Raw genomic sequence first — 23,404 nt, forward strand, 5'->3', positions numbered from 1 at the left:
AGGGATTCTCCTTTTCATTCACGACGCTGCGCGAGGCAACGTATCAGGGGCTGGGGCAGACTGGCGAACGACAGCCGTCAGCAGCATTAACATCACCGTACTGATCGCCGCCGGCACGGCAATAATGAAAAATAGCGTATCGAATGAGAAATTCATCGCCATCATCACGCCGCCGGCAAGCGAGCCGACAATCGCGCCGCAGCGGCCAATGGCATTGGACCAGCTGACGCCGGTCGCCCGGCTTTGCGTCGGATAGAGCGTGGCGGTCAAGGCATTCAGCCCAACCTGCGAACCGCTGATGCCGATGCCGGTGCCGAAGATCGCCAGCGCCATCGGCCATAGGCCGTTCTCGCTCAGGCCAATCATGGCGATACAGACGGCGCCTAAGGCGTAGCTCACCGCCAAGACCCGGAAGGGATTGTATTTGTCCATCAACGCGCCCAGCCCCAGCGCCCCCACCGTGCCCCCCATCTGGAAAGCGGCGGTCACCCAGGAGGCATGCTGCAGATCAATACCGCGGTGGTTAAGCAGCGTCGGCAACCAACTGGAGAGCAGGTAGATGATCAGCATGCTCATAAAAAAAACCGCCCAGAGCATGAGGGTGATACGCAACTGGCGGCCGGCAAACAGCGGGCTGATGCTGCCTTTGGCCGCCGTGGCGGCTTCGCTCAGATAAAAATGGGTTTCTTCATCGCACTCTCGGGTGATGGCGCTGACCGTTTTGGCAATCACCTTGTGCGGCAGTTGGCGGCGAACCTGCCAGCGCGGGGATTCCGGCAGGGCAAACAGCAGCACCACAAAGAGCATCAGCGGCAAAACGCCACCGAGCACCAAAATGCCGTGCCACCCCATCACCGGCACCAGTTGGGCGCTGACGATCCCGCCCAGGGCTGAACCGAGCGTGAAACCGCAGAACATCAGCGTGACCAGCGCGCCACGTCGGCGAGCGGGCAGATATTCAGAGGTCATCGTGATGGTGTTCGGCATCGCGCCCCCCAACCCCAGGCCGGTGAGAAAACGCAAAACGACCAGCGTTGACAGATCGGGGGAGAAGGCCGAAATCAGGCTCAGCGCGCCAAACAGCGCCACGCAAAGCTCGATGACACGCTTGCGGCCAAAGCGATCAGCAAGCGGGCCGCAAAGCAGTGCACCCGCTGTCAACCCCAGCAGCCCCGCGCCAAACAGCGGCGCCAGTTCACCGGCGGTCAGTTGCCACTGGGCGCGGATGTCGGGTGCGATGAAACCAATGGCGGCGGTGTCAAAACCATCCAGCATCACCACCAAAAAGCAGCAGATGATAACGCGCCACTGCGTCTTACCGATGGGAGCAGCATCGATCAGAGCTTGTAAATCACGCCATTGAGTCATAGTGAGCGCCTCGGTGCGGGTAGGGAGATGTCTGTCTTGTTTTAGGTATGTTACAAATTTGTATCCTTAGCGATAAAATGTACAATGGCTTTTCAGGCGGAGACATAACCGGAGGGTTATAGCAAATGGCGAACTGGGCGCAGAAAATGAAACTTCACCATCTGCAAATGTTGGTGGCGTTGGGCGAGCAGGGAAATCTGACCCACGTTGCCCGGATGATGAACATCTCCCAACCCGCTCTGTCAAAATGGTTGTCACAGCTCGAAGATGAGATTGGGATCACGCTGTTTGAGCGGCATAGCAAAGGGCTGCGCCCCTCCGAGGGGGGAAAATTGCTGCTTCAGCATGCGCAGCGTTTGATCAATGATCTGGAGCGTTCGCAGTCTGAAATCGCCCGCTTTAAGCAAGGCGGGCTGGTGGGAAGCCTGAAAATCGGCTGTTCGCCGGTCGCCACCGACTGCGTTTCGCAGGCCATATTGAGCCTGCTGCAAGAAATGCCAACGCTGCATCTCAATATTGAGGAAAAGGTGATGACCCCGCTGCTGCACGATCTGCTCGCGGGCGCGGTGGACGTCGTCGTGGGCCGCGTTGGCGGGCGGGCGCTGCAACTGCCGCTCAACTATCAAGTGCTCTACACCGAACCGGTATGCTTTGTTGCCCGCCCTCACCATCCGCTGGCAAAATTCGCCTCCCTCACCTGGCACGATCTCACCCACTGGCGCTGGATTGTCTGGCCGACCGGCACGCCCATCCGCCTCAGCATTGATAATGCGCTGGCGGATAACGGCGTGATGCTGCCCGAAAACACGGTTGAATCGGCATCCATGAACGTCAGTACCAACCTGCTGCAAAGCAGCGATATGATCTCCATTCTTTCCCTACGGCTGGCGCAGCGTTATGCCAGCCAGGGGCAGTTGGCGATCCTGAATCTGCCGAAGATAGAGCAGAAAGGCAGCGTGGGCGTCTTCTGGCGCAACAGCGAACCGCCTTTTGCCGCGCTGAGCCGCTTTTTGCAGCTGCTGACGCAGGCTTAATACCCCCACCTGCAGCCACAGCAGATTTACGGCTGCGCCTACGCGGAAAGCTTGACGATGGTCGCAGGGATCCCCTGACGCACCGCCGCACCGGTCACCCAATCCAGCCAGGTATTCGGCACTTCGCGCGTCGGATCGGCAAAGCCCAAATCGTTGAGGTTGATGCCGGCGGCGATGCGCTCATCCATCGCCAGCGGTTCGCCGTCCAGGTAGTGCTGACTGGCCCCCATCTCCCGGTGGCCGTAGCCGTGTTCCACCGCGATCACGCCGGGCATCACGCCCGCCAGTAAACTGATCTGCGCCTCGCGGCTGCCGCCCGGCGTGCTGATGCGCACCCGGTCGCCGTGTTGAATGCCGAAACGCGCCCCGTCTGCCGGATTCAGCGCCACCAGGTTCACCGACTTCACGTCGTGCAGGCGCCGGATCACCGCGGTGGAGCTGCTCATCACGTTGGATTTGAAGGACATCAGGCGCAGTGGCCACTGCCGTTCAGGGTAGAGCGCTTCCACCGCGCGGCCGTCCGACAAACGCGACGGATAGCAGGTGGGGCAGCCGCTGAAACGCTCGCCGGTGATCGCATGCCGGTGCTTCGCCACCTCCGCATTCCAGATCTGCAGCGGTTTCTCCCAGCGGTTGCCCACGCTGCCGTCGCGGCGGCCGCTGTCATGATCCGCGAATCGGCCGCCGCGGCTGTAAATAAACGCCACGCGGTCGATTTCATCGGCGCGCAGCGTCTGCGCAAGCTGCGGCAACAAGCGATCGACGCCGCTCAGCGTCAGTTCGTCCGCCCTCACGGCCGGCACCGGCGCCTTGCCGGCAAACGCCACGTTGGCGGCGGCGCGCAGATAATAATCCTCGGCGCGGTTGAGCGGCAGCAGCCCGCCTTGACCGTCGCCGATAGCGCGATCGCCGAACCCCGGCAGCGCCAGGCGTTTAGCGACGGCGATGCAAAACGCCTCCATGGAAATCGGCTGCCCTTGCGCCGTTTTCGCGGTCGCCGGCGTCACTATCGGCCAGCGCGCGGTAGTGGCCTTGCTGGCGACGCCGCCCCAGGGGGCGCTGAACCCCCAGCTCTCAAAATTATGGGTGTCCGGGACGATATAGTCGGCCAGCGCCGTCGTTTCGTTGATAAACGCATCGATGGCGATAAACAGCGGCAAACGCGCCGGATCTTTCAATCGTTCCTCCGCCACGCCGCGCAACCCGGCGATACCGTACAAGGGGTTGGTCATGTTCGAAATCCAGGCTTTCAGCCCGTACGGATACCCCGCCAACGCCGATGTCAGCAGTTCGGTCAGTTGCCCGGCGACGAACGGATACCAGGGCGCCCTGGCCGGCCAGGGGGAAACGCCCGCCGCCACTTTTTCGCGGTATTCGTCAGAGGTTTCATAGGCGGCCTTGCTGCGCGCGATATTCAGCCCCTTCGGTTTTACCAGGCCGGGAAACTCGACCAGGTTATAGCGCGGCCCCTCGGCGAAGCCATTGAATTTACCGCCGCCAACGAACACGCCCCCCGCCAGGCTCAGGTTGCCGATCAGCACGTTAAGCATCATCACCGACCAGGTATTGTAAAACCCGTTCGCCGCCATCATCCCGCCATGGGCGATCACCGCCGCCTTGCGCCCGTGGGCGGTAAAAGCCTCGGCCAGCGCCGCGATGCGTGCCACCGGCACGCCGCATTGCCGGCTGTACGCCTCCGGCGACAGCTTATCGGCGGCCTCTTTCAAACACTGGAAGCCGCTTTTCACCCCCACCTGCGCGCCATCGTGCAGCGTCACCGTACGGCTTACCCACAGCTCTGCGCTGTCGCACGTCTCGGCCGCCACCAGCTCACCCGCGCCGTTGACCACCAGCGGCGACGCCGACCCGGCGCCGTTCAGATCGGCCAGCGTCAAATGCTGCCCCGCGCGCGGATGCTCGTTCTCGGCGATCACCAGATGCGTGGCGTTGGTCCAGCTCTTCTCGCCGGCGCGTTGCATGGCGGCCTGCGACGGGATGGCGAGATAAGCGGCCTGATAACGCCGGTTGTCGAGGATCCAACGGATCATCGCCATCGCCAGCGCCGAGTCGGTACCCGGCAATATCGGGATCCAATGGCCATGATCGTCCGCCAACGTGGTGGTCAGCGGCAGCGCCGGCGCCACCACCGCATAACGGAACTCGCTGCGCAATCTGGCGCTGGCCAGTTGCCGAGCCTGGCGCTTGAACGGGTTGCCGGACTGCGCCGGCGAAGTCCCCATAAACAGTGCGAATTCGACCTGTTCCCAGTCGGGTTTCACATGCGGGTTCTTGTCCAGATCGTTCATCAACGCGCCGGAACCGGCACGGTAGGCCAGCCCGCAGTAAGCGCCGTGCGCGCCGAAGTTTTTGCTGCCGAAACTGTTCTGGGCAAAGCGCCGCAGGAAGCTATCGCGCCCGTCGTCACCGGCGTTGGTCACCAATAGCTGGTTGGCTTTCGGCCCCAGCCCCGGCCGTCGGGCATCGATCGGCGTCTCCAGATCGCGGATCGCCCGCAGGCCGTCCACATGCCCCTCGCCGAACAGATCGCCGCCTTCCACCACGTCGGCGATCAACTGCTCAAAGCTGATGCGTTGCCACTTGCCCTCGCCGCGTTTGCCGACGCGCTTCATCGGCTCCAGCACGCGCAGCGGGCTGTAAAGCCCCTCCAGCAACGTGGCGCCGCGCGCGCAGGCGGTGGAGCGGGCGTCGAGGCCGCTTTCGCCGCCCAGCTGCGCCAACGCGTCCTGCAGCGGCAACGCAGAGTCGACGTGCCGTTCCTGAGACAGCGGATGATACGGGTTGCCGGCAATGCGCAATACCCGGTCGGTCTGCCTATCCACCCGTACCCGCACGCCGCATTGCGTCCAGCAACCGAAACATTGGGTCATCGAGATGGCCTGCTGCGGATTGCCTTGCCACTCCGGCATTGCCCGTCCTTCGGGCGGCAGGGAGTTGCCGTTGATACGATCCAGAGTCACCCGCCCTGAAGTGCCGTGAATCAAGCCGTCAATCGCCCGTTTGGCGACTTCGCGATAGCTCAGGCCGAAAGCGGACAATCCGCCGAAGGCCAGGCCCACTTTCAACCACTGACGCCGGGTGAATTTAGCCATGTTGTTTTCTCCGCAGTAAAAACGCCTGTGCTTCACGCACCATGATCATTAACGCCAGCCACAACCCGAAGGTGCCGACGATCGCCAGCAAACCGTCGGTGCCGAGCGGCAGGCTATAAGGGGAGTTAGACGCGTTGTATTTCGGAATGGTTTGTACCTCGATCAACAGCGTCCAGCGCATCAGCCAGCTCAGCCCCAGTGCGCCGGCCACCAGCAGCGGCGCGCCGCCGCGCGGCAAGCGCCGATAGCCGGTCCAGGCGGCGCAGGCCAGCGTCAGCCCCCACAGCGCAATCCATCCCGCGGCGTACCGGCGCGCCATCGCCTGCGTCTGCAGCCAGTGGCGTACCGCCGCGCCGGATAACGTATCGCCGCATCCCCACAGCAGGATCGCCCCGCCAAGCAGCAGCAACGTCAGCAACATCGCACGCGCCAGCGGCGCTTGCAGATCGGGCCGTTCGCGCAATGTCAGCAGCAGCAAAGCCAAGAGCGCCTGCAGCGCGCTGAGGAACATCACGATCGGAAATCCGTAGCTGAACCAGATTGGGCGGGCGCGCACGATGGAAACCTCTCGCCCGGTGTACAACAGCAGGCCGATAGCCACCAGCGCGCAGGCGGGCGCGATCCCACGCAGCAGCGCAACCGGTCTGCCCGTCAGCCGCGTAAATTCAATCGCGATAAACCACCGGCCGATCAGCAGGGTAAACAGCGGCAAGAACAGCGCGCCCCACGGCATCCACGACCAGGGCGTCGGGTAGGCGTAGAAATGCCAAAAGCGGGCGGTTTGATGCAGGTCGGCGGTCAACGCCAGCGGCGCGGTGATGGCGCACGTCAGCCCGATAAACAGCGCCGCGCGCTCCAGGCGTGCGGCGTTGTCCCCTCCGCGCCAGCGCCACACGCAGGCCAGCAGCGCGGCGCAGGCGGCGATGCCGATAAAGAAGAAATATTGCACGGCCCACGGCAGCCAGCTCACCGCCTGCGGCTGGCTCAGCACTTCTGCGATCATCAGTTGGCGGCTCATCGTCCCTCCCCCCATAAGGCGACCTGCGCCCGCCCCGGCAGCGGCGTGACAAAGGCGTCATCCAGCCCCAGATAAAACACGTGGGGCGCGGTTTGGTTCTCCGGCTTGAGGACCTTGATCTCGGCCTCGTGGCGCCGCAGCAGCTTGCTCAGCGTGCTGTGCGGATCGCGCATATCGCCGATGATCCGCGCCCCACCCACGCACGACTCCACGCACGCCGGCAGCAATCCCGCTTCCAGCCGGTGCGCGCAGAAGGTGCATTTGTCCGCCGTTTGGGTGGCGTGATTGATAAAACGGGCATCGTACGGGCAGGCCTGCACGCAATAGGCGCAACCCACGCAGCGTTTGTTGTCGACCACCACGATCCCGTCCTCGCGCTGGAAGGTGGCCTGTACCGGGCATACCGGCACGCAGGGCGGGTTGTCGCAGTGGTTGCACAGCCTGGGCAGCAGCACGTTGGTCGCGCCGGATTCGCCTTCGAGGCTGACCTGGTACTGGTTTACCGTGGTGCGGAACTCACCGTGCGGCGTCTGGTTTTCAATGGCGCAGCTCACGGTACAAGCCTGGCACCCTACGCAGCGCCGCAGATCGATCAGCATCGCGTAACGGCGGCTCGCATCCCCCTCGCGCCGCGTCGGCGCTAACGTCAGCCCGGCCTCCGCCACGGGGATCAGCGAAGCCCCCGCCGTCAACACGCCCAGCCGCTGTAAAAACTGCCGTTTACCGAAATCCATGCGCCTCTCCCACGTCCTGGGCATCACCCCGATCACGCTATTGATGCCCGTTAGATGAATAAACAATGTCGATGATTTACAGTGTAAAAATGACATTGGGCTCAGCTCTATTGTGGTTAACCACATACCGAACCTAACGTTGATCTAAAACAAGTGACGGCAGGCAGATTGCCCATCAGGAGGGGCTGTGAGGGTCGTGTTATTACTGCTGTTCAGTCTCGGCTGGGGTATGGCGGCACAGGCGGGAGAATGGTCGGTCGGCGTGCTGGCGATGCGCGGCGATGCGGCGACCGCGCGTGACTGGCAGCCGCTGATCGACAGTCTCAACGGCAGCGTCGGCGGTGAACGCTTCCGCCTGCAGCCGCTCGATCTGGCGCAGATGCGCGAAGCGGTCAATCGGGGCAGCGTGCAGTTCGTGGTCACTAATCCGGCGCAGTTCGTGCAGTTGAACAGCCACTATCATCTGCGCTGGCTGGCGTCGTTGCGCGCCGCCAACGGCGATCGGGCAACGGGCAACATCATCGGCAGCGTGATTTTGGTGCGGCACGACAGCGGCATTACGACGCCGCAGGCGCTGATGGGCAAAACGGTGGGCGCCATCGATCCGCAGGCCTTCGGCGGCTATCTGACCGGTTATAAGGCGCTCAGCGACGCCGGCATACGGCCCGAGCGCGATTTTCACCTGCGCTTTACCGGTTTTCCTGCCGATGCCCTGCTCTATCTGCTGCGCGAGCGCGCCATTCAGGCCGCCATCGTTCCCGTCTGTTTGCTGGAGAAAATGGATCGGGAAGGCCTGATCAACCCGGCGGATTTTCGCCCGCTGTTGCAACGGCCCACATCGGTTCCCTGCGTCACCAGCACGCCGCTTTACCCCAACTGGTCGTTCGCCGCCCTGCCCGGTCTGGATAACTCACTGGTGGATGCGGTGGCAAGAGCCTTGCTGACCGCCCCACCGCAATCTCCCTTCCTGTGGGGCGCCCCGGCCTCGACCAGCGAGGTGGAAGCCTTGCTGCGCGCCGTCAACCAACACCCGGAACAGCGGCGGCTGTGGCTGGACATCAAGAGCTGGCTGATCCAGCATCAGACGGCCGTCGGCCTGTCGCTGGCGGTGCTGGCGCTGTTAATCGTCAACCATATCTGGATCGCGCTGCTGGTACGCCGGCGCGGGCGGCAGTTGCTTCATGCCGGAGAGCAACTGCGGCGACAGGAGCAGGCGCTGGAGAATGCCAGACAGCTGAACGTATTGGGGGAAATGGCCTCCGGCTTCGCACACGAGCTCAATCAACCGCTGGCGGCTATTCGCCACTATGCGCAGGGGTGCCTGATCCAACTGCGCAAAACGGACGCCGGGCACCCGCTGCTGACGCCGCTGGAAAATATCGACCGGCAGGCGCAGCGCGGCGGCGAGACAATTCATAACCTGCGCCAGTGGGTCCAGTCCCCCAGCGAGAAGGGAGACAGAGCGAGCTGGCGCCCCATCGCGGTGAGCGAAACCGCCGAGCGGGTGTGGACACTGTTGCGCCTGACGCAGCGCTATCCCGACCTGACGTTGTTCAACAATGTGGCACCTTCGCTGACGCTAATCCTGCCGCCGGCGCTGCTGGAACAGCTGCTGGCGAACCTGCTGCTGAATGCGGCGCAGGCCGGGGCCAACGCCGTCTGGCTTTCCGCCGTCCAGAGCGAACGGGCGATCGAGTTGCATCTGCAGGACAACGCGGGTGGGATGAGTGCGGCCGGGCTGGAACAGGCTTTTCGCCCCTTCAACACCACCAAAGCCGGCGGCATGGGGCTGGGGTTGGCCATTTGCCGGCGCCTGGCCCGCTATGGCGGCGGCGAGATCCTGCTGGCTAACCGCCTCGCCCCCGACAGCCGCAAGGGGCTGTGCGTAACCCTGCATTTCATATTGAACGATGAGGAAAACCATGTCGCTAATTCATCTGGTGGATGATGACGTCGCCGTCACCGACGCCTGCCATTTTTTGCTGACCAGCCTCGGCCATGACGTGCAATGCTGGAATGACAGCGCCGGCTTTTTGGCGCAGGCCGATCTGTTTCAGACCGGGATCGTCTTGCTGGACATGCGGATGCCGATACTCGATGGGCATCAGGCCTACGCTGAGCTGCGCCGCTGTGGCAGCACGCTGGCGGTGGTGTTCCTGTCCGGCCATGGCGACGTGCCGATGGCGGTGGAGCAGATGAAGTACGGCGCGGTGGATTTCCTGCAAAAACCGATCGCCGCTGAACCGCTGATCGCCGCCCTCGAACGGGCGCAGCAAGTCTCGGCCAAAGCCTGGCGACGCCATGAAACTTGCGGCCGTTACCGCACGCTCACGCCGAAAGAACGCGACATCGCGCAGTTGGTGGTGCGAGGCATGATGAACAGAGAAATGGCGGAACGGTTGAATATCGCCCTGCGCACCGTAGAGGTTCACCGGGCAAAAGTGATGGAGAAAATGCAGGCCGCCAGCCTGGCGGAATTGGTGATTCAGCTGCAGGTTTTACCACACGCCGCGCAAGAATGATCGCATCAGGCAAAATTCCGCGCGCCCTCTTGCCAACCGGTCTTCCTCAGGCCAGAATACTGTACATTAAATCAGTGTTTACAGGTGAGTCATGTTTGTAGAATTGGTGTACGACAAACGCAACGTCGCTGGGCTGCCCAACGCCGCCGAGATTATTCGCAACGAGCTGGAAAAACGCGTGCATGCGCTGTTTCCGGAAGCTGACGTGCGCGTAAAACCGATGCAGGCCAACGGCCTGAACTCCGACGCCAGCAAAAGCGATCGTGAGAAGCTGAACCGAATGTTGGAAGAGATGTTCGAAGAAGCGGATCAGTGGCTGGTCACTGATATTTGACGGGCAGCAACACTATTGACTCCCACTCAGCGGGAACCTTGCCGGGCAGAACGGGCAGCGTGTTTGCCCGAGCCTCTCGGTGATAATGCCGGCGCCGATGCAATAGGCGGCCAATAACCTACTGCACCGGCATTTACCTGGCATCCACTTTATTTATGAAACCGCGTTGGTTTCCGATGACACGTCATCGTTTGATACCAGCGCGTCCGGCGGCAACACCTCCACCTCTTCACGCGCCGGCATGGCGAGGCGCAGATCGATCCAGCGCCCTTCAGGAATATCCATCGCTTCGCCGGCCACGACCGTCGCGGTATCGATGTCAAAACGGCGTTTGCTGATTTTCACCGTAATAACGCCGTCGCTGTCGGTGGCGGTTTCTACAAAGCACAGGCGGTTGCCGTTCACGTCCTGCGGTACTTCGATGGTCCAGCCCTCCTTTGCCAACCCCAGCGAACCACTCAACTGATAAACGCCGGTAGAGATTCGCTCTGCGCTCACCCCTGTCGCCTCACCGTTAACGGCGACACAGCCGGCCAGCGCAAAGCCGCCGTCCAGATAGTCAGCCTGCATATGCTCGGGCGCCGCGGACAATCTCGCGATCGGCGAGGCTTTCTTGATAAAACCGTTGCCGTCAACCGTGGTGTTGGCTTCCGACCACATCCAAACCCAGGGGGTAAACGCGGTGCCATTCCAGCTGCGCACGGCAATTTTTCCCGTCTGTGCAGCACTCACGCCATAGCCGTAACAGGTTTGCACCGTTCGATAGCTGTCGTCGGTTCCCGCCTGCGTCACCGCCCATGAGCGCGTATCGAGGAAATATGTGCCAACGTCTTTGAAGGGGTTGCCAATGGGATCCGTGCTCACATAACCGCGCCGGCTTTGCATTTGCGCATTGAAGTTGCCTTTACTCGCCGCCGTCACGCCTTTACTCAACCCCCAGTCCTTCAGGTTTGGAATGTCTGCGACAGTGGGTTGATCGGACGAGCTGAATAACCGCGACCACGTGATGGTCGAAGGCAATGCGGTAGAGGAACTCCCGACCCAGGCCTGCCGCGAAACCGATGTGGCAAAATATGCGCACGACGGTCCGCCATCCACCGGCAGCGTTAATAGCCCCCCAGACACATTGCCCGGCCGATTGGCCGTCGCCACCGTGTAGCGCTGAATGGAAGATTTATTATCCTTCGCGAATGCATCCTCAGTATGAACCGGCCCGATCCCAAAACCGGCGATAGCAGATTGGGCGACCGTGGCATATTCGGGCAACGCCTGGGATTGCGAGAACGAAACGCCCGTACGCATATCAACTTTCATCACCCCGACCGGTTCCACCGATTGTTTTACCGCCTTATGCTCCCAGCGTAGGCCGGCAGCGTTCGCGTAGGTGATTTGCTCAACCGTATACCAGCAGTTGAGTGAAAACGCATTAATTTTCAAATAGATATCATAATTATCTCGGCTAGATTCAATAACCTGAATATCCAAGATCGCCGTTCCGGTATCGTTAATAAAGGTGCCACCGATACGGTTGACCTTGTTGGTCGAATCGCTGGCGCTCTGATTGCCCGTTCTCAACATCAGACGTGACATGCCCGCGTTATAAGTAAAACCGTTAAAACCATTTGAACCATAAAAATTGAGGGCAACGCCTACGCCATTTTGCCCCGCATTTTTAAACTGCCCCAGCAGGAACCAGGCAGAGGTACTGGTATTGTTCTCCGGCAGCTTAAAGCGCACATTATCAAAGGCGGTCACCACCTGAGCGGCGCTCTTCGCCGCATTTTGCTCGCTCACTTTTGCCGCAGCAGCAGAGGAAGAAGCCTTGCCGGCGGACGCTGCCGCTTCAGCACGCAGACGATCGACGGTCTGCACAATCTCCGGCGTGATATCGCTTTCCCCTGGCCGACGCAGGAAATCATTGAGCGTGCCGGGCAGCGAATCGTTATAAACCTCGATAGCCCCCACTCGCTCCGGCTGCGCGCCATACACCGAGATGATGACCTCGTAAGCGCCCGGCTCCACGGGTAGGGAATATTTACCGCTATCATCCGTCACTGATTGTGATTTAGCCAAGCTCAGGACCGTTGACGAGGTTCTGACTGCGCGCAGGGTAATGGTTACGCCGGAGCGAGGATCGCCGTAAGGGCCTTTTAATACGCCGCTGATTAATGTCATTGTACTTTCTCCATAAGTTCTTTGATTAATTCATCCTGGCGATCGATTCTATCCAGAGCCTGATTCAATGCGGCCAGGGCCACATATCCCAGCGTTGAATAATCGACGGATTTTACTTTTTCGATATTTCTACCATCTTTTAATGTGATAGATCCGCCATCACTGATTAATAACGGCATCGTCTTTTCAATTTCCTGAGCAATTCCACCTATCTGTGGCTTGCCATCACGATTGAAAGAATAAAGCTTCAAGCCTCGAACAAGGGAAATAGGATCATTAATAACTTCAATGTCAGTTTTTATTCGAAGATCGGACCCGGTCACCCAACTTCCTGTCATGTTATTAATGTTCCCGCTAGCCAACCAGCGAGCCTCATGCCAATTCCCGACATAGTCCTGATATGAAATATACCCATAGTCTTCAATGCCAATCTCGCGACGTAACGCCATGACCATCGCGGTTTTCAAACCGTTTTGCTTCAGCGTTGATAAAAAAGTCCCTCCTGTTACTTGCCCAGCCATGGCGGTCGATGTGCGATGACAGATGACTGAGGGAGATTCATTATTTCCCCCATCAGCAATGAGTCCTTTAGGAGAAAAAATTGTATCATCAAATGTCGTTGACTTACGGAAGCGTGAATATCCCCCAACGTCAAGGTTTGCCGTTTGCCCTGTCACCAAAGAACCCTGTAAAGACAGTGAACCTTTAATTTCCTGGGCAGCGCTAATCGTCTTGTCTAACTTATTATTGAGTGAAGCTGAAATATTATTCCAGGCCGGGCCGCTATAGGTGCTGCCATCCGGCAACTTAACGGTAATATTTCCGGTATTGCTGAAGACCTGCTGCCAGTTCTCTTTATCGAGGTTCAGCCCACGCAGGGCTTTGGCCGTCTCAGCGGCCAGTTGGGCGGTGATGACGTTCATCGCGTCGCGCGGAACGGCATACCATGCTGCGCCCGCCTGCGTTGGGCCATCATAGGCTTTAATCAGCGTGGCCTGCGTGGCGTTATCAACGGTTTTCACCGGCAGCGTATAGGTGACGCCGCCGACCACGCTCACGATGAAATCACCGGATTTTAATTCGGTATTAAAGGCCGTTCCGGTACCTTTTACTATTATGGAATTACTCGTTAGGGTGAGAGTGCCTGCTGGCATAAGTATCCTCCTGAATTAGCCTGATAAAACCTCGTTACGGAGGTGATGATTACTCCAGCGCAAAGGCCGTATATTGTGGCGTGGCAAAAATGTTCACAATGAAGGTCGTTGAATGCCCTTGTCCCTGATCGAGTTCTCCTGAAGCAAGCTGCCAAAAGGCAGTCGAAGACTTCCCAATTAATGCATCGACATAAACGATGGATACCGAAGGTTGTCCGCTACCTGAACTGGAACTAACGGGAACCTCTGGCATATAGCCTCCACCGGTTGCATTTTGCCTAACCCCGCCATAACCGTGAGGATAGCCGCGTCCGCTTCTTCTAATTTGAATCTGTCCAAAAACACGAACGGGAATAACATTATTACCGCCAAAACGTAATAACCGACTCTCATTAGTATGATAACCCGTCCAGCTTAACATCGAGCCATCCATGATCGCGCCCTCGATATTTGCGGCGGAAAGTTTTCCCTCAATGGAACAGTTTTCAAGAATTCGACAATTGCCAATCACACCATTTTTAAACTCACCGGTGTCGGCATATATTGCTCCACGGGCGCTAATGTTATTGAATTGTGCCCCACCATCTTTATTTATCGCCCAGCCACGCTGCCCACTTATCCAATTAGAAGACTGGATATGCTGTGCGATCTTTGCGCTATCGATAGTGCCATTGCGAATAAACGCGTCGCTAATAAACACCTGCCCATCCACCACGGCAAACGGCGAATACTGATTGCTGTTGTTGCCGCTCATCAGCACGAACTGATTGGCGTTAAAGCCGACGCGAGTCGTGACAGGCCTGCCGTTTTCCGCCAATACCGCGATCGACATGCCGGCGTTATAGAAGGTGCCGTTCACCCGCACGCCCGCTTTCAGCGTATGGATGGCCGTGGCGCCGTCGGCGTCTACCGTCGCCGTCAGTTTGTCTTCCAGCACCGCCGCCACGTCGTCAATCTGCGCCTGCACTTGGGTTTTCATCTCGGCCAGCCCGCGATCGACCTCCGCGATGGTGGTTTTCACCACCATGATATCGGCGCGCACCGTGCCGTACTGCGCCCACTGGTGATCCACCGTCGCATTGTTTGCCAGCGCATTCTGCAAGATGGCGTCGATGTTGGTGTCGATATCGCCCACTAGCCGCTCGCCGTCTTTCGAGGTCAGAAGATCGTCGCCGATGTTCTCGAGATAATCGCCGGCGTCCGCGTTCGCCTGCCCGGCGCTCCAGCCAGTCCAGTCGCCCTGATTGCCCGTGCGGTCTTGCAGCCGCGCGCGGAACCAGAAGCCCTGTCCCGCCTTCAGCCCGGCCATAGCGTGGGTGTGCAGCGGATACGGGATATCAGCCAGCAGCATCGCGTTATTTCCGGCCGCGTTGTCCGCATACTGAATTTCGGTCTTGAGCGTATCTTCAGCGCCGGTAGGGAACGCCCAGTCGAGCTGGATGCCCCACAGCAAAGGCGATGCCTTGAAGCCGACAGGCATCGGCGGTTTACCCTCTTTGCCCTTGAGGTAGGTTTCCATCGACGTCGCCCAGATAGACGATACGTCACTGGCGTTGATGGCCCGCACCCGCACCCGATAACGACCGGCATAAATCCCCGGCACTTCAAAGCCGAGCGCCGAGGTGCGCGGCACCGACACCCAGTTGCCGTTATCTTTGCGCCATTCCGCCTCATAGGCGATGGCATTTTCAACCGCACCCCAGGCGGCGCGCAGGGTGGTAATGGCGATACCCTGACTCACCGAGGAGTAGCTGTCGATGGTGATGTTTTTCGGCGGCGCCTGCACGCCGGGCGGAATGATGGAGATCGGACGATCGTCGATACGCGCGCCGGTATCGATGCGGGCGTACTTGTTCGGATCGTGTTCCGCGGCGTTGACGGTATAGGTGTTATCGCCGTTGTCGGCGATGCCCACCACGCGGTAAAGCTGCACCGCCAGATCGTCCGCATCGATGGACCAGGCCGCTTCCGGCGCCGGCGTCTCGCTGTAGGCGGTAGTGACGGTCACTACGCGATCATTCACCGCCTGCACGGTGCGCGCCTGCGCTTTACCTGAAGGCAGGTTAACGATCAGGCGATCGCCGGCTTTAGCGCCCGGCCTCCTGTCCAACGTCAGTTTACGTCCGTCCACGCCGCTGAGGCGCCCGCCAATCACTCGTCCGGCCAGCATCTGGTCCGCCACGCCGACGATATGCCCCGGCATGGGGATCATACCGTCCAGCCCCACGGAGAAGCTGACCGTACGATCCTTGCTGTTGGTCAACAGCGCCCAGCGGCCGCGGCGGTTCGCTTCGCTCGGCGTGGTGCAGCCGATGGCCGTCAGTTCGGTCTGGTTCACGTCGTAGCGGCGCACCAGATCGCTGTCGAATACCGCCTCTATCGCATCGGCGTAATGGTTGCCCGGATCGGACCAACTGACCATCGCGGTGCTGTAGCGGGTGCGCTCGCTGGCGGACGAGTAGGTAAACTTGCCGTCGATCACGTTGGCGCGGGTGTAGGTGAAGTCCATATCGCGCGGCATGTCCGCCAGGGCGACCATTTGGTTTTGCCCCCAATAGGTCATGCCGCGGAAGATGCCGGCCAAATCGCTCAGCACCGTCCAGGCCTCTTCCCGCGACTGCAGATAAACGTTGCAGGTAAAGCGCGGCTCCATGCCCTCGCCGCCGCGCCCGTCCGGCACCGGCTGATCGCAATACTGCGCGATGCGATACAGCTCGGACTCCGAGACCTGGGAAGCGTCGATGCGGTCGCCCAGGCCGAAACGCTCGGCCAAAATAATGTCGTAAAACACCCACGCCGGGTTGTCGCTGTAGGCCCACTTAAAGCCGCCGCTCCAGATGCCGGTATAGCTGCGCGTTTGCGGATCGTAATTGTCCGGCACGCGGATCAGGCGGCCGCGCGGTTTGCAGCTGATCTTCGGGATGTTGGGGAACTGCTTTGAGTCGAACTCCACGTAAAGCAGCGCAGTGTTCGGATAGCGCAGCTTGGCGTCAATGATTTCGGTCAGCGCCTCGATGTTCATGCGGTCGGCGATCCGGGCGCTGTTGGCGTTAGGCGTCAACCGGCGCACGCGCAGCTGCCATCCCGTGGTGGCCTTCGGCAAATTGATGCGATGCGAGCGTTCATACAGCGAGGTGGTTTTATCGTCGATCGCCGCCGTTAACACCTCCTGGTAACTGCCGCCGTCGGTCGCCACGTCGATGGCGTACTCGATGCGATAGCCGTTGACGTCGCCGTTGTCCGCCTGCTTTTGCAGCATGGGCCACCCCAGGCGCAGGCGGACGGCGGAAAGTTGCAGGTTAGAGACGGAGCGCACCCACGGCGCGCCGCTTTTCAGTTCGCTGCCGACCGAGATCTCATTTTCAACGGCGGGAATGCCCTGGATATATTCCTGCGCCTGCGAGCCAGGGCGGAACTCCCAGCGGAAACCGGGAAAGTTTTCCGTTCCGTCGCTGCTCAGCACCGGCGTACCGTCAACAAAAATGTTTGTGCCATCCAGCCCGCCGGCAAATTCTCCTTCGCCCAATGCGAACAACATCTTCGCTCTGGCGATCGACTGAATGCTGTCCGGCGATTCTACCGGCGTGTGGCCGCCACCGCCGCCGCCTTTTCGCCCACGGATCATGTTCTGTGCCATATTTCGCCCATAAAAAAAGCCGCTATTGCGGCTGTCTGTTCAAACGGATGTCGTTATTGCTGGTCTTCGGTATAAATGCCTGCGGAGATAATCGCCCCGCCAATTTCACGCGTGCCGTACAGCACGCCGACGGGATTGCCCTGCGCCGTGGTGTTGACCGGCCCGCCAAAGGCATAGCTCGGTTTATTTTCCGGGCCTTGCCGCATGCGCAGCCCGCCCATTTGCGGGGAAAGCATTTGGAGGATGCCGCCGAGGGCCATGGAAGCACCGGCCATCGCCGCCATGCCAGTTCCCCCACCCGCCGTAAATGCCCCCATGGCACCAGCCGCAGTCCCCGCTGAAACATACATAGCCACGGCAACCAGCGCCACGCCCAACACGGTCTGGAATAAGCCTGCGCGCTTGCTGCCAATCACGACGGGAACAAGGTGAATATCTTCCGAGCCTTTGGTGAACTCCAGCTCATCCTGTCCGACATTGCGTTTACCAACGAAAATAGAAAATGTCAGGCCGCGTTTGTGCGCTTCAAGCATGTAGCGTTCGAAACCTGGCAATAAGTTCTTCATTGCATCAATAGCCTTGGGTACCGTCGTAGCCCGATATTTGAACTCTCTCCCAAAAGCGTTGATCAACGGTCCGTGAAATCTTACCGTTCTGAGTGGAATTTCAATTAACGACATGTAATTATCCCCATAAAAAAGCCATCAATTGATGGCTTTGATTACTATGTTCGTTTTTACAAACATGATTTAATATCTGCTATTACTTCATCATTTCTATACGTTAGCATTCCGAGCATTGGTCTCGAACCTTCACCACGATATATAACCTTGCTGCCTAATGTCTCTGGTATAATGTCAATATAGTCACCGCCATTAATCAGAGCTAAAGAAACACCACCGTCCCTGGCTGGCTTTTCTGTTGTTTCAATTCGTAGCATATTAAACGTTCTCATGTCTGATTTATCAGCGATGCAAACGGATAAATTCTTTACATCCTTTTTAGATGTAAACTCAGCAGTAACCTTTTTTGTTAGTTCTGGATTTGCGCAACCTGTCAGCATCAGCAACGTGATGGGTAATAGGAGTTTTTTCATCAGTAATCCCTCTGTTATTTTTTTCATCTTAACAGAGAATTACATCATTTTTCTATGCCGCAACACCTTCACCGTTCGCTCCTTCCAATAACCACCATAAGGCACCCGCTGGCTAAGCATGCCGTACATATGGTGCAGCAACAGGCCATCTGCCAGCAGAATGCCGGCGTGGTTGGCCACCGGCGCCGAAACCTGCATGATCGCCATGTCGCCTGGGCGCGGCGGGCCATCGAACTCGCGAAAGCCGCAGGCATGCCAGTTATCCAGATAGCGGTTTTCACCCCGCTCCCACCACGGGTAATCAACGCGGTAATCCTGGAGCGTTATGCCGTGTTCCTGGCGGAAATAGCTCATGACCAGCCCCCAACAGTCGGTATGCCCCAGCACGAACTGGCGACCCACCAGCGGCAGTTCGCCGCGCGGCAAAATGGTGCGCAAATCCCCCTCCGGCCAGCTGGCTATCGCCCAGGGCAACTCCATCGCATCGCACTGCGCCTTGTCCAGCTCACTCGGCTGCGTGGTGGCGTCCGGGTGGCTGTGCACAATGAGGGTGATGGTGCCCCATTCGGCGGCGGCCACGTAGTCTTCCGGCGCCAGATGAAACTGCTCGGTGGGGTTATCCGCCAGGTTGCGACACGGGAAATAGCGCTCCACGCGGGATTTTTGCGCCACCACGCCGCAGCATTCGCGCGGGTACTCGGCCTTGGCGTGCGCCATAATGGCCGCCGCGGTTTTTTCTTTCATACTCGCCCCCTACTGCCGGATTAACGCCGCGCCCGGGAAGCCGCCAAACGGCAGCGGTTCGTGCTCGCCAAAGCGTTTCTGGCAGTCGCTCAGCAGCCCGCCGCAGCGATCTTGACTCGGGTCCTCCACCGGGTTGCCTTTGTCGTCAAAGTAACGGCTACCGGCGTAATCGCAGCCCTTGCCGGTGCGATAGTCGCCGCGCGAGCACCAGGTGCACAGGCTGTGGATTTGCCGGGTCGGAATGCGCAACCCCCGCAGATCCGCCGGGCTGGAGAGTTCGAACTCCACCGCCTCGTCGCTTTCCGTCGCCTTGCGATCGATGTAGAACACCTGCAGCTTTTCCTGCAGCGGATCGGCCGAAGAGTTTCCCTGCGGGAAATTACGGGCGTCAAGGTAGTGCACCAGCGTGTCGTGGATCCGCACCTTGGCCTGCGCCATGTCCTCAAACTGCAGGCAGAGCGCGCTGATCAGGCCGTTGATATTGGCGACCGACAGCTTGGGCGCGTTGCCCTGGCTGTCGGCGGAGATCTCCAGCCCTTCGACGCTAAACGGCCACGGGCCGTACTCCTGCCCCTGCCACCAGACCGATTTCGCCGGCAGTTTGCTTTCATCATCGCCCGCAGCGGCCAGCTCTTGCGGCGTAAAAGGCAGGGTATCGCAATGAAAGCGCAGAATATCGGCGCCAAACCGGGTGCCGTCCACCTCAATCAGGCGGATGCGGTTGCCCGGCTCCAGCTTTTGCAAATCTGAATTCAGCATCATCTCCCCCGATTAAACGTGAAAGGCCTCGGTAAACGTGGCCGTCAGTGAATAGTTGCCCCCGCCCATCGCGACCGGCTTATAACCCTCGCAGCGGTAAAGGCCGGGAACCTGCGTCGGTGGCGTCCATTGAAAGGACTTCACCCCATGATGATTTTCCAGAAAGACGATGATCGGCGTGATGTAGTCATACTTGCCGACAAAGGTCAGATCCCAGGAGCGCACGATCGGGTTAATGCCGTCGCCGGAGACCTGCGCATAGCCGTCGCCGAACTGCGCCTTTCTGACACGAAAGCGCATATCGCCGGCGGCATTGACGCGCGCCGGAAATTCAAATGTCTGAATGCCCATTACATCCCCTTGATTGCTTTCCAAATCGGCTGGCCCGGCATCAGGTTGCGGTTGATCACCTTCTGGCTTTCCTGCGCGGCGATATTGCCCATCCGTTTACCGAACTCGCCCCATCCCGGATCGGCCTGCGAACTGACGTTGCCGCCGTTCTCGATGGTGATGTAGACATTCGGCGCCGCCGCAGACTGTTGGCCACCGCCGATCGCCCGCACGCCGAGCGAACCGTCCGCGCCGCGTTTGAGCGGCATAATGGCCTCCGGCCCGGCTTCGCCCATCAAGCCGGCGCCTCTGGCGAACGCGAACAACGTGGGATTGCTGACGATCTGGCCGCTGAATGCGCTCAGCGAAGGCGAGGCGTATACGCCGCCCTTGGCGTTGGGGAACATCGGCACAGGCCCCGGATCGTTACCGGTAGGCAAAAAGAAACTCATACCGGTTTTAAGGGCGTTAAACATCGCCATCTTAATCATCATACCGGTTAGGTCGGTCAGGATGGATTTGGCAAAATCACCGAAACTGGCTTTACCGACGGTGACAAAGTTAGTCAAGGCGTTGGCCATGCCATCAAACGTTTGGGTCGTTATGTTTTTGACTTGCTCAAAAACGTTACCGCTATCACCCGTCCAGGCAAACAGGCCCTTTTTCAACCCGGCGACATAATCCCCTTTAATCGCCGCTTTTTTCTGTTCGGCATCGCGAACAATATCCAGTTGGCGTTGCTGTTCACTCGCGAGAATGTCTGCCTGTTGCACATATTGCTCGGAGTTTTTATCTGCCACTTCCTTGTCCAACTGCAAGCGACGTTGATGGAACGACTCTCTGATCTGCTGCTCTGCGACCATTTGATCATAAGCTTCAGGCGACAAAGTCATTTGTGCGTTCCGGTTAGAGTACTCCAGCTGTTTCGCGTCGGTTTCGACTTTCAAACGCTGGCGCATATTTTCTTGCTGCTGTGCCAGACTGGCGATCTGATATTCGCGTTCGTTCGACAGACGCTTACCATAAAGCGTTTTCAGTTCTTCGCTGGCCTCCTGCTCTTTACGTACCGTCGTCTGCCCAGGAGCGTACTGTTCCGCGAGTTGTTGAAGCAGCTGCATGTACTGCTCCTGCTGCTTTTCTTGTCTACTCTTATCTGCCCCTGACCTACCAGCAGGAGTGACAGCAGCTGGATCATCTTTAGGCTGATCGGGAGCTATCATTGCATTAACATCAGATTGAAACTGGCTAATACGTTGACCAAGCTCTGTATAAGCCAAAAAGCGAGCATCATTTACATTGTCAAGATTGCGTTTAGCTTTTTCGATGGCCTTATCCATCGACTCCATTTCCGCCGCCGTTCTGGTCAATTCGTCCTTCCGATCCTCCGGCTTACCAAACAAGACACTGCCAATCCACCCTGCTTTATTAGCCTGCTCTATCCGTGTTTTCAGATATGTTTCATTACGTTGCAGCTGCTTTTTTTCATCAAAAAGCTTCTGAAGCTGATCTCTATAATCCAGTTGCTTTACAGCTAATTGTTTATTAGACATCTTAGCCAATGTCGGGACGGTCTCTATTACAGCATCTTTCAATGCCAAAGCCGATTGACGTGCTAATTTGTTTTGCTCATGGAAGTACAGCATCGCCAATCCCGCCTGTATGGCGACACCGATCGGGCCGCCAAGCACACCCAGCGCGACATTGGCGACACGAGACGCCGCGCCGACGCCCGATGTGGCCTGAGCCGCCCCGCGCGCCGCCGCCGCCTGATCGCGCCAGGCCGCCGCGCTGTCATTCAGGCCACCGGCCAGTTTCAGCATCTCCTCCGCCCGGCTGCCACCTTCGCCGGAAGCGCTGCTCGCCTGGCGAGCCGCGTCGTCCAACTGTTTCATCTGCGCCGTCGCGGCGACGGTGATGGACGCGAGTTCGGTGAGCGCCTGCCCATACTGGCGCGAGGTGGCGGCGAGGCCCTGCAGCGACAGCTCAACGCCGGCCAGCCCCGCCAGTTTCCCCGCCAGGCCGCCAAGCGTGCCACCGATGCGTTGATACGACTCGTCGGTCTTCTTCGCGTCCTGCTGAGCCTGGCGGTTAAATTTGGCGGATTGTTCCCCGGCGGTACGGTAAGCCGCCGTCAGTTTGTTTTTAAAGTTGGTGTCATTCAGTTGCAACCCGACGACCAACTGTGCGGTATCAGCCATTTCCCAGCACTCGCATAACGTCAGCACACTGCATATCAATACTGCTTTGCGCGAGCTGACCGGATTGATGAACGGGGGCACTCTCCGCCGCATCGGCCGTCATGCCTTGCAGTTTGAAGTATGCCCGCCAGTGATTCAGGATGTGCGCCGGCATCGCGGCGATCTTGCGAGGATCCGACTCACCCCAGCGATCGGCCAGTTGGAACACCAACATCAGCCAGGGCGAGTCAGTCAGTTTTTTTCCGCTTCCTCCAGGCTGCCGACCGCATGGCGCTTGACGGCGCCGATGGCTTCGACCAGCGTCGGGTTGTCGTGCGCCGCCAGCAGATCGTCTACGCTCGGCAAGGCGCCGGCCGGGATGCGTTTGCCGTCCGGCGTCATCAGGCAAGACAGCAGAAGCTGCACGTTGAGCTGCGCGGCTTTGTTCATGTCACCGCTATCGATGGCGGCCTTCATGCCGTCTTCGTTTTCCTGCAGTTCCGCGGCTTTCAGGCGACGGATAAAGGCTTTGGCGCCAAAGATCTGCGTTTCAATCACGTGATCGTCGGATTTCAGCAGCGCCGCTTTCAGCGCTTTCAGATCGTATTTCTCACTCATCGGTTTTTCCTTGTTCAATTCGGTTTACTCTGTAATAAGCAGGTTGCCGCAGGCCACATGGCCCGCGGCGGAAGCGTTCGCCTTCAGGCGTTAACCCGCGGCAAACCGCCAATGGATCACACTTTCGGGGTGACCGAGCCCCAGGTGTTACTGTTTTGCTTGCCCTGGACGGTAATCTGAATGACTTCGCTCGCCGGGGCGGTGATCTCATTCATTTTCCAGCCGGACAGCGACAGGATGGAGGTGGAGGTGCGGCCATTTGGCAGCTCGACGTAGAACTGCACCGTTTCGCGCTTGTCCGCCGCATTCAGCAGCGCCGCGAAATCGGCGTTGGACGGATCGTCGATGAAACCGATGGACTTCTCCGCGCCCTCCGGCAGGTCGGAAATAAACTGCTTGGCGGTATCCAGCAGCGTGGTGCAATCGACAAAACCGCCGGTTTGCCCCATTTCACCTACCGCTTTACAGTTGGTCAGCGCCTTCATGGCCGTCGGTGCAGCCCCAACGGTGCCCCATTTGACGATAGTGCCGGCAGGCAGCATGGCGTATTCTGGCGAGGTTTTATCAGCCATAGTTTTTCTCTCTCTTTTTTGA

Annotated in this window: 20 protein-coding genes; 4 read left to right on the top strand and 16 right to left on the bottom strand. The window is 59.1% G+C overall.

All coding sequences use genetic code 11. The features are described from left to right. Positions 1–18: 18 nt before the first annotated feature. Entirely contained in the window at positions 19–1,368 is a 1,350-nt protein-coding gene (locus tag IT763_RS15720) for an aromatic acid/H+ symport family MFS transporter (RefSeq protein WP_033639827.1), read from the bottom strand. 125 nt (positions 1,369–1,493) lie between these two features. Between IT763_RS15720 and IT763_RS15725 the strand changes: the two genes are divergently transcribed. Continuing rightward, entirely contained in the window at positions 1,494–2,402 is a 909-nt protein-coding gene (locus IT763_RS15725) for a LysR family transcriptional regulator (protein ID WP_016926961.1), read from the top strand. 38 nt (positions 2,403–2,440) lie between these two features. Here the strand turns inward: IT763_RS15725 and ttrA are convergent, their stop codons facing one another. The 3 genes from ttrA to ttrB are packed head-to-tail and all read right to left on the bottom strand — an operon-like array spanning position 2,441 to position 7,264. Beyond that, positions 2,441–5,512, bottom strand: coding sequence for a tetrathionate reductase subunit TtrA (gene ttrA / locus IT763_RS15730; RefSeq protein WP_197766403.1), 3,072 nt, complete (start codon positions 5,510–5,512; stop codon positions 2,441–2,443). Further along, entirely contained in the window at positions 5,505–6,530 is a 1,026-nt protein-coding gene (gene ttrC, locus IT763_RS15735; RefSeq protein ID WP_206194826.1) for a tetrathionate reductase subunit TtrC, read from the bottom strand. Before ttrC ends, ttrA begins: the two co-directional genes overlap by 8 nt. Continuing rightward, complete coding sequence (ttrB, locus tag IT763_RS15740) at positions 6,527–7,264, bottom strand: tetrathionate reductase subunit TtrB (protein WP_143778331.1); 738 nt, start codon at positions 7,262–7,264, stop codon at positions 6,527–6,529. The genes ttrC and ttrB overlap by 4 nt, the downstream gene beginning before the upstream one ends. A 229-nt stretch (positions 7,265–7,493) precedes the next feature. On the opposite strand from ttrB, the gene ttrS reads away from it, so the two are divergent. The 3 genes from ttrS (at position 7,494) to IT763_RS15755 (ending at position 10,120) form a co-directional block, all read left to right on the top strand. Continuing rightward, positions 7,494–9,212, top strand: coding sequence for a tetrathionate respiration histidine kinase TtrS (ttrS, locus tag IT763_RS15745; RefSeq protein ID WP_241005506.1), 1,719 nt, complete (start codon positions 7,494–7,496; stop codon positions 9,210–9,212). Beyond that, positions 9,187–9,786 (top strand): tetrathionate respiration response regulator TtrR, encoded by a 600-nt coding sequence (ttrR, locus tag IT763_RS15750; RefSeq protein ID WP_197758941.1) that lies wholly within the window; start codon positions 9,187–9,189, stop codon positions 9,784–9,786. Before ttrS ends, ttrR begins: the two co-directional genes overlap by 26 nt. A 91-nt stretch (positions 9,787–9,877) precedes the next feature. Then, positions 9,878–10,120, top strand: coding sequence for a DinI family protein (locus tag IT763_RS15755; RefSeq protein ID WP_004935803.1), 243 nt, complete (start codon positions 9,878–9,880; stop codon positions 10,118–10,120). 153 nt (positions 10,121–10,273) lie between these two features. Here IT763_RS15755 and IT763_RS15760 read toward each other — a convergent pair whose 3' ends face one another. From IT763_RS15760 to IT763_RS15815, 12 genes are all read right to left on the bottom strand, one after another. Next, positions 10,274–12,295, bottom strand: coding sequence for a prophage tail fiber N-terminal domain-containing protein (locus IT763_RS15760; protein WP_089184830.1), 2,022 nt, complete (start codon positions 12,293–12,295; stop codon positions 10,274–10,276). Continuing rightward, positions 12,292–13,449: a tail fiber domain-containing protein gene (locus IT763_RS15765; protein ID WP_049300463.1), complete on the bottom strand. Its 1,158-nt coding sequence runs from the start codon at positions 13,447–13,449 to the stop codon at positions 12,292–12,294. The genes IT763_RS15760 and IT763_RS15765 overlap by 4 nt, the downstream gene beginning before the upstream one ends. Positions 13,450–13,498: 49 nt before the next feature. Beyond that, entirely contained in the window at positions 13,499–17,086 is a 3,588-nt protein-coding gene (locus IT763_RS15770) for a DUF1983 domain-containing protein (RefSeq protein WP_143778334.1), read from the bottom strand. A 53-nt stretch (positions 17,087–17,139) separates the two neighbouring features. Then, on the bottom strand, positions 17,140–17,766 hold the full coding sequence (locus tag IT763_RS15775; protein ID WP_049300461.1) for a tail assembly protein: 627 nt from the start codon (positions 17,764–17,766) through the stop codon (positions 17,140–17,142). Between the two features lie 56 nt (positions 17,767–17,822). Beyond that, positions 17,823–18,182, bottom strand: coding sequence for a hypothetical protein (locus IT763_RS15780; RefSeq protein ID WP_151254219.1), 360 nt, complete (start codon positions 18,180–18,182; stop codon positions 17,823–17,825). A 39-nt stretch (positions 18,183–18,221) separates the two neighbouring features. Then, complete coding sequence (locus IT763_RS15785; RefSeq protein WP_115436311.1) at positions 18,222–18,926, bottom strand: C40 family peptidase; 705 nt, start codon at positions 18,924–18,926, stop codon at positions 18,222–18,224. Between the two features lie 9 nt (positions 18,927–18,935). After that, positions 18,936–19,688: a phage minor tail protein L gene (locus tag IT763_RS15790; RefSeq protein WP_206194827.1), complete on the bottom strand. Its 753-nt coding sequence runs from the start codon at positions 19,686–19,688 to the stop codon at positions 18,936–18,938. Between the two features lie 9 nt (positions 19,689–19,697). Continuing rightward, a complete protein-coding gene (locus tag IT763_RS15795; protein ID WP_019453671.1) occupies positions 19,698–20,036 on the bottom strand; it encodes a phage tail protein in 339 nt (112 codons plus the stop codon). Beyond that, positions 20,036–22,213, bottom strand: coding sequence for a phage tail tape measure protein (locus IT763_RS15800; protein ID WP_143778339.1), 2,178 nt, complete (start codon positions 22,211–22,213; stop codon positions 20,036–20,038). The genes IT763_RS15795 and IT763_RS15800 overlap by 1 nt, the downstream gene beginning before the upstream one ends. Continuing rightward, the gene (locus IT763_RS15805; RefSeq protein WP_080353579.1) at positions 22,206–22,427 is read right to left on the bottom strand and encodes a hypothetical protein; all 222 of its coding nucleotides are present in this window, start codon (positions 22,425–22,427) and stop codon (positions 22,206–22,208) included. The genes IT763_RS15800 and IT763_RS15805 overlap by 8 nt, the downstream gene beginning before the upstream one ends. Positions 22,428–22,444: 17 nt before the next feature. Next, positions 22,445–22,810, bottom strand: a complete 366-nt coding sequence (locus IT763_RS15810) for a phage tail protein (protein WP_016926947.1) — start codon at positions 22,808–22,810, stop codon at positions 22,445–22,447. A 116-nt stretch (positions 22,811–22,926) separates the two neighbouring features. Continuing rightward, positions 22,927–23,382 (bottom strand): major tail shaft subunit, encoded by a 456-nt coding sequence (locus tag IT763_RS15815; RefSeq protein WP_016926946.1) that lies wholly within the window; start codon positions 23,380–23,382, stop codon positions 22,927–22,929. Positions 23,383–23,404 lie beyond the last annotated feature (22 nt).

The sequence above is a fragment of the Serratia sp. CMO1 genome, assembly GCF_015689115.1.
GTDB lineage: Bacteria > Pseudomonadota > Gammaproteobacteria > Enterobacterales > Enterobacteriaceae > Serratia > Serratia marcescens.

Excerpts from the sequence above, each read along its gene's own strand:
- IT763_RS15770 (WP_143778334.1), bottom strand. The coding sequence starts at position 17,086 with ATGGCACAGAACATGATCCGTGGGCGAAAAGGCGGCGGCGGTGGCGGC.
- IT763_RS15790 (WP_206194827.1), bottom strand. The coding sequence starts at position 19,688 with ATGATGCTGAATTCAGATTTGCAAAAGCTGGAGCCGGGCAACCGCATC.
- IT763_RS15760 (WP_089184830.1), bottom strand. The coding sequence starts at position 12,295 with ATGACATTAATCAGCGGCGTATTAAAAGGCCCTTACGGCGATCCTCGC.
- ttrS (WP_241005506.1), top strand. The coding sequence starts at position 7,494 with ATGGCGGCACAGGCGGGAGAATGGTCGGTCGGCGTGCTGGCGATGCGC.
- IT763_RS15725 (WP_016926961.1), top strand. The coding sequence starts at position 1,494 with ATGGCGAACTGGGCGCAGAAAATGAAACTTCACCATCTGCAAATGTTG.
- ttrC (WP_206194826.1), bottom strand. The coding sequence starts at position 6,530 with ATGAGCCGCCAACTGATGATCGCAGAAGTGCTGAGCCAGCCGCAGGCG.
- IT763_RS15800 (WP_143778339.1), bottom strand. The coding sequence starts at position 22,213 with ATGGCTGATACCGCACAGTTGGTCGTCGGGTTGCAACTGAATGACACC.
- ttrB (WP_143778331.1), bottom strand. The coding sequence starts at position 7,264 with ATGGATTTCGGTAAACGGCAGTTTTTACAGCGGCTGGGCGTGTTGACG.
- IT763_RS15785 (WP_115436311.1), bottom strand. The coding sequence starts at position 18,926 with ATGAAAGAAAAAACCGCGGCGGCCATTATGGCGCACGCCAAGGCCGAG.
- ttrR (WP_197758941.1), top strand. The coding sequence starts at position 9,187 with ATGTCGCTAATTCATCTGGTGGATGATGACGTCGCCGTCACCGACGCC.
- IT763_RS15720 (WP_033639827.1), bottom strand. The coding sequence starts at position 1,368 with ATGACTCAATGGCGTGATTTACAAGCTCTGATCGATGCTGCTCCCATC.
- IT763_RS15775 (WP_049300461.1), bottom strand. The coding sequence starts at position 17,766 with ATGTCGTTAATTGAAATTCCACTCAGAACGGTAAGATTTCACGGACCG.
- IT763_RS15810 (WP_016926947.1), bottom strand. The coding sequence starts at position 22,810 with ATGAGTGAGAAATACGATCTGAAAGCGCTGAAAGCGGCGCTGCTGAAA.
- ttrA (WP_197766403.1), bottom strand. The coding sequence starts at position 5,512 with ATGGCTAAATTCACCCGGCGTCAGTGGTTGAAAGTGGGCCTGGCCTTC.
- IT763_RS15780 (WP_151254219.1), bottom strand. The coding sequence starts at position 18,182 with ATGAAAAAACTCCTATTACCCATCACGTTGCTGATGCTGACAGGTTGC.
- IT763_RS15805 (WP_080353579.1), bottom strand. The coding sequence starts at position 22,427 with ATGTTGGTGTTCCAACTGGCCGATCGCTGGGGTGAGTCGGATCCTCGC.
- IT763_RS15755 (WP_004935803.1), top strand. The coding sequence starts at position 9,878 with ATGTTTGTAGAATTGGTGTACGACAAACGCAACGTCGCTGGGCTGCCC.
- IT763_RS15815 (WP_016926946.1), bottom strand. The coding sequence starts at position 23,382 with ATGGCTGATAAAACCTCGCCAGAATACGCCATGCTGCCTGCCGGCACT.
- IT763_RS15795 (WP_019453671.1), bottom strand. The coding sequence starts at position 20,036 with ATGGGCATTCAGACATTTGAATTTCCGGCGCGCGTCAATGCCGCCGGC.
- IT763_RS15765 (WP_049300463.1), bottom strand. The coding sequence starts at position 13,449 with ATGCCAGCAGGCACTCTCACCCTAACGAGTAATTCCATAATAGTAAAA.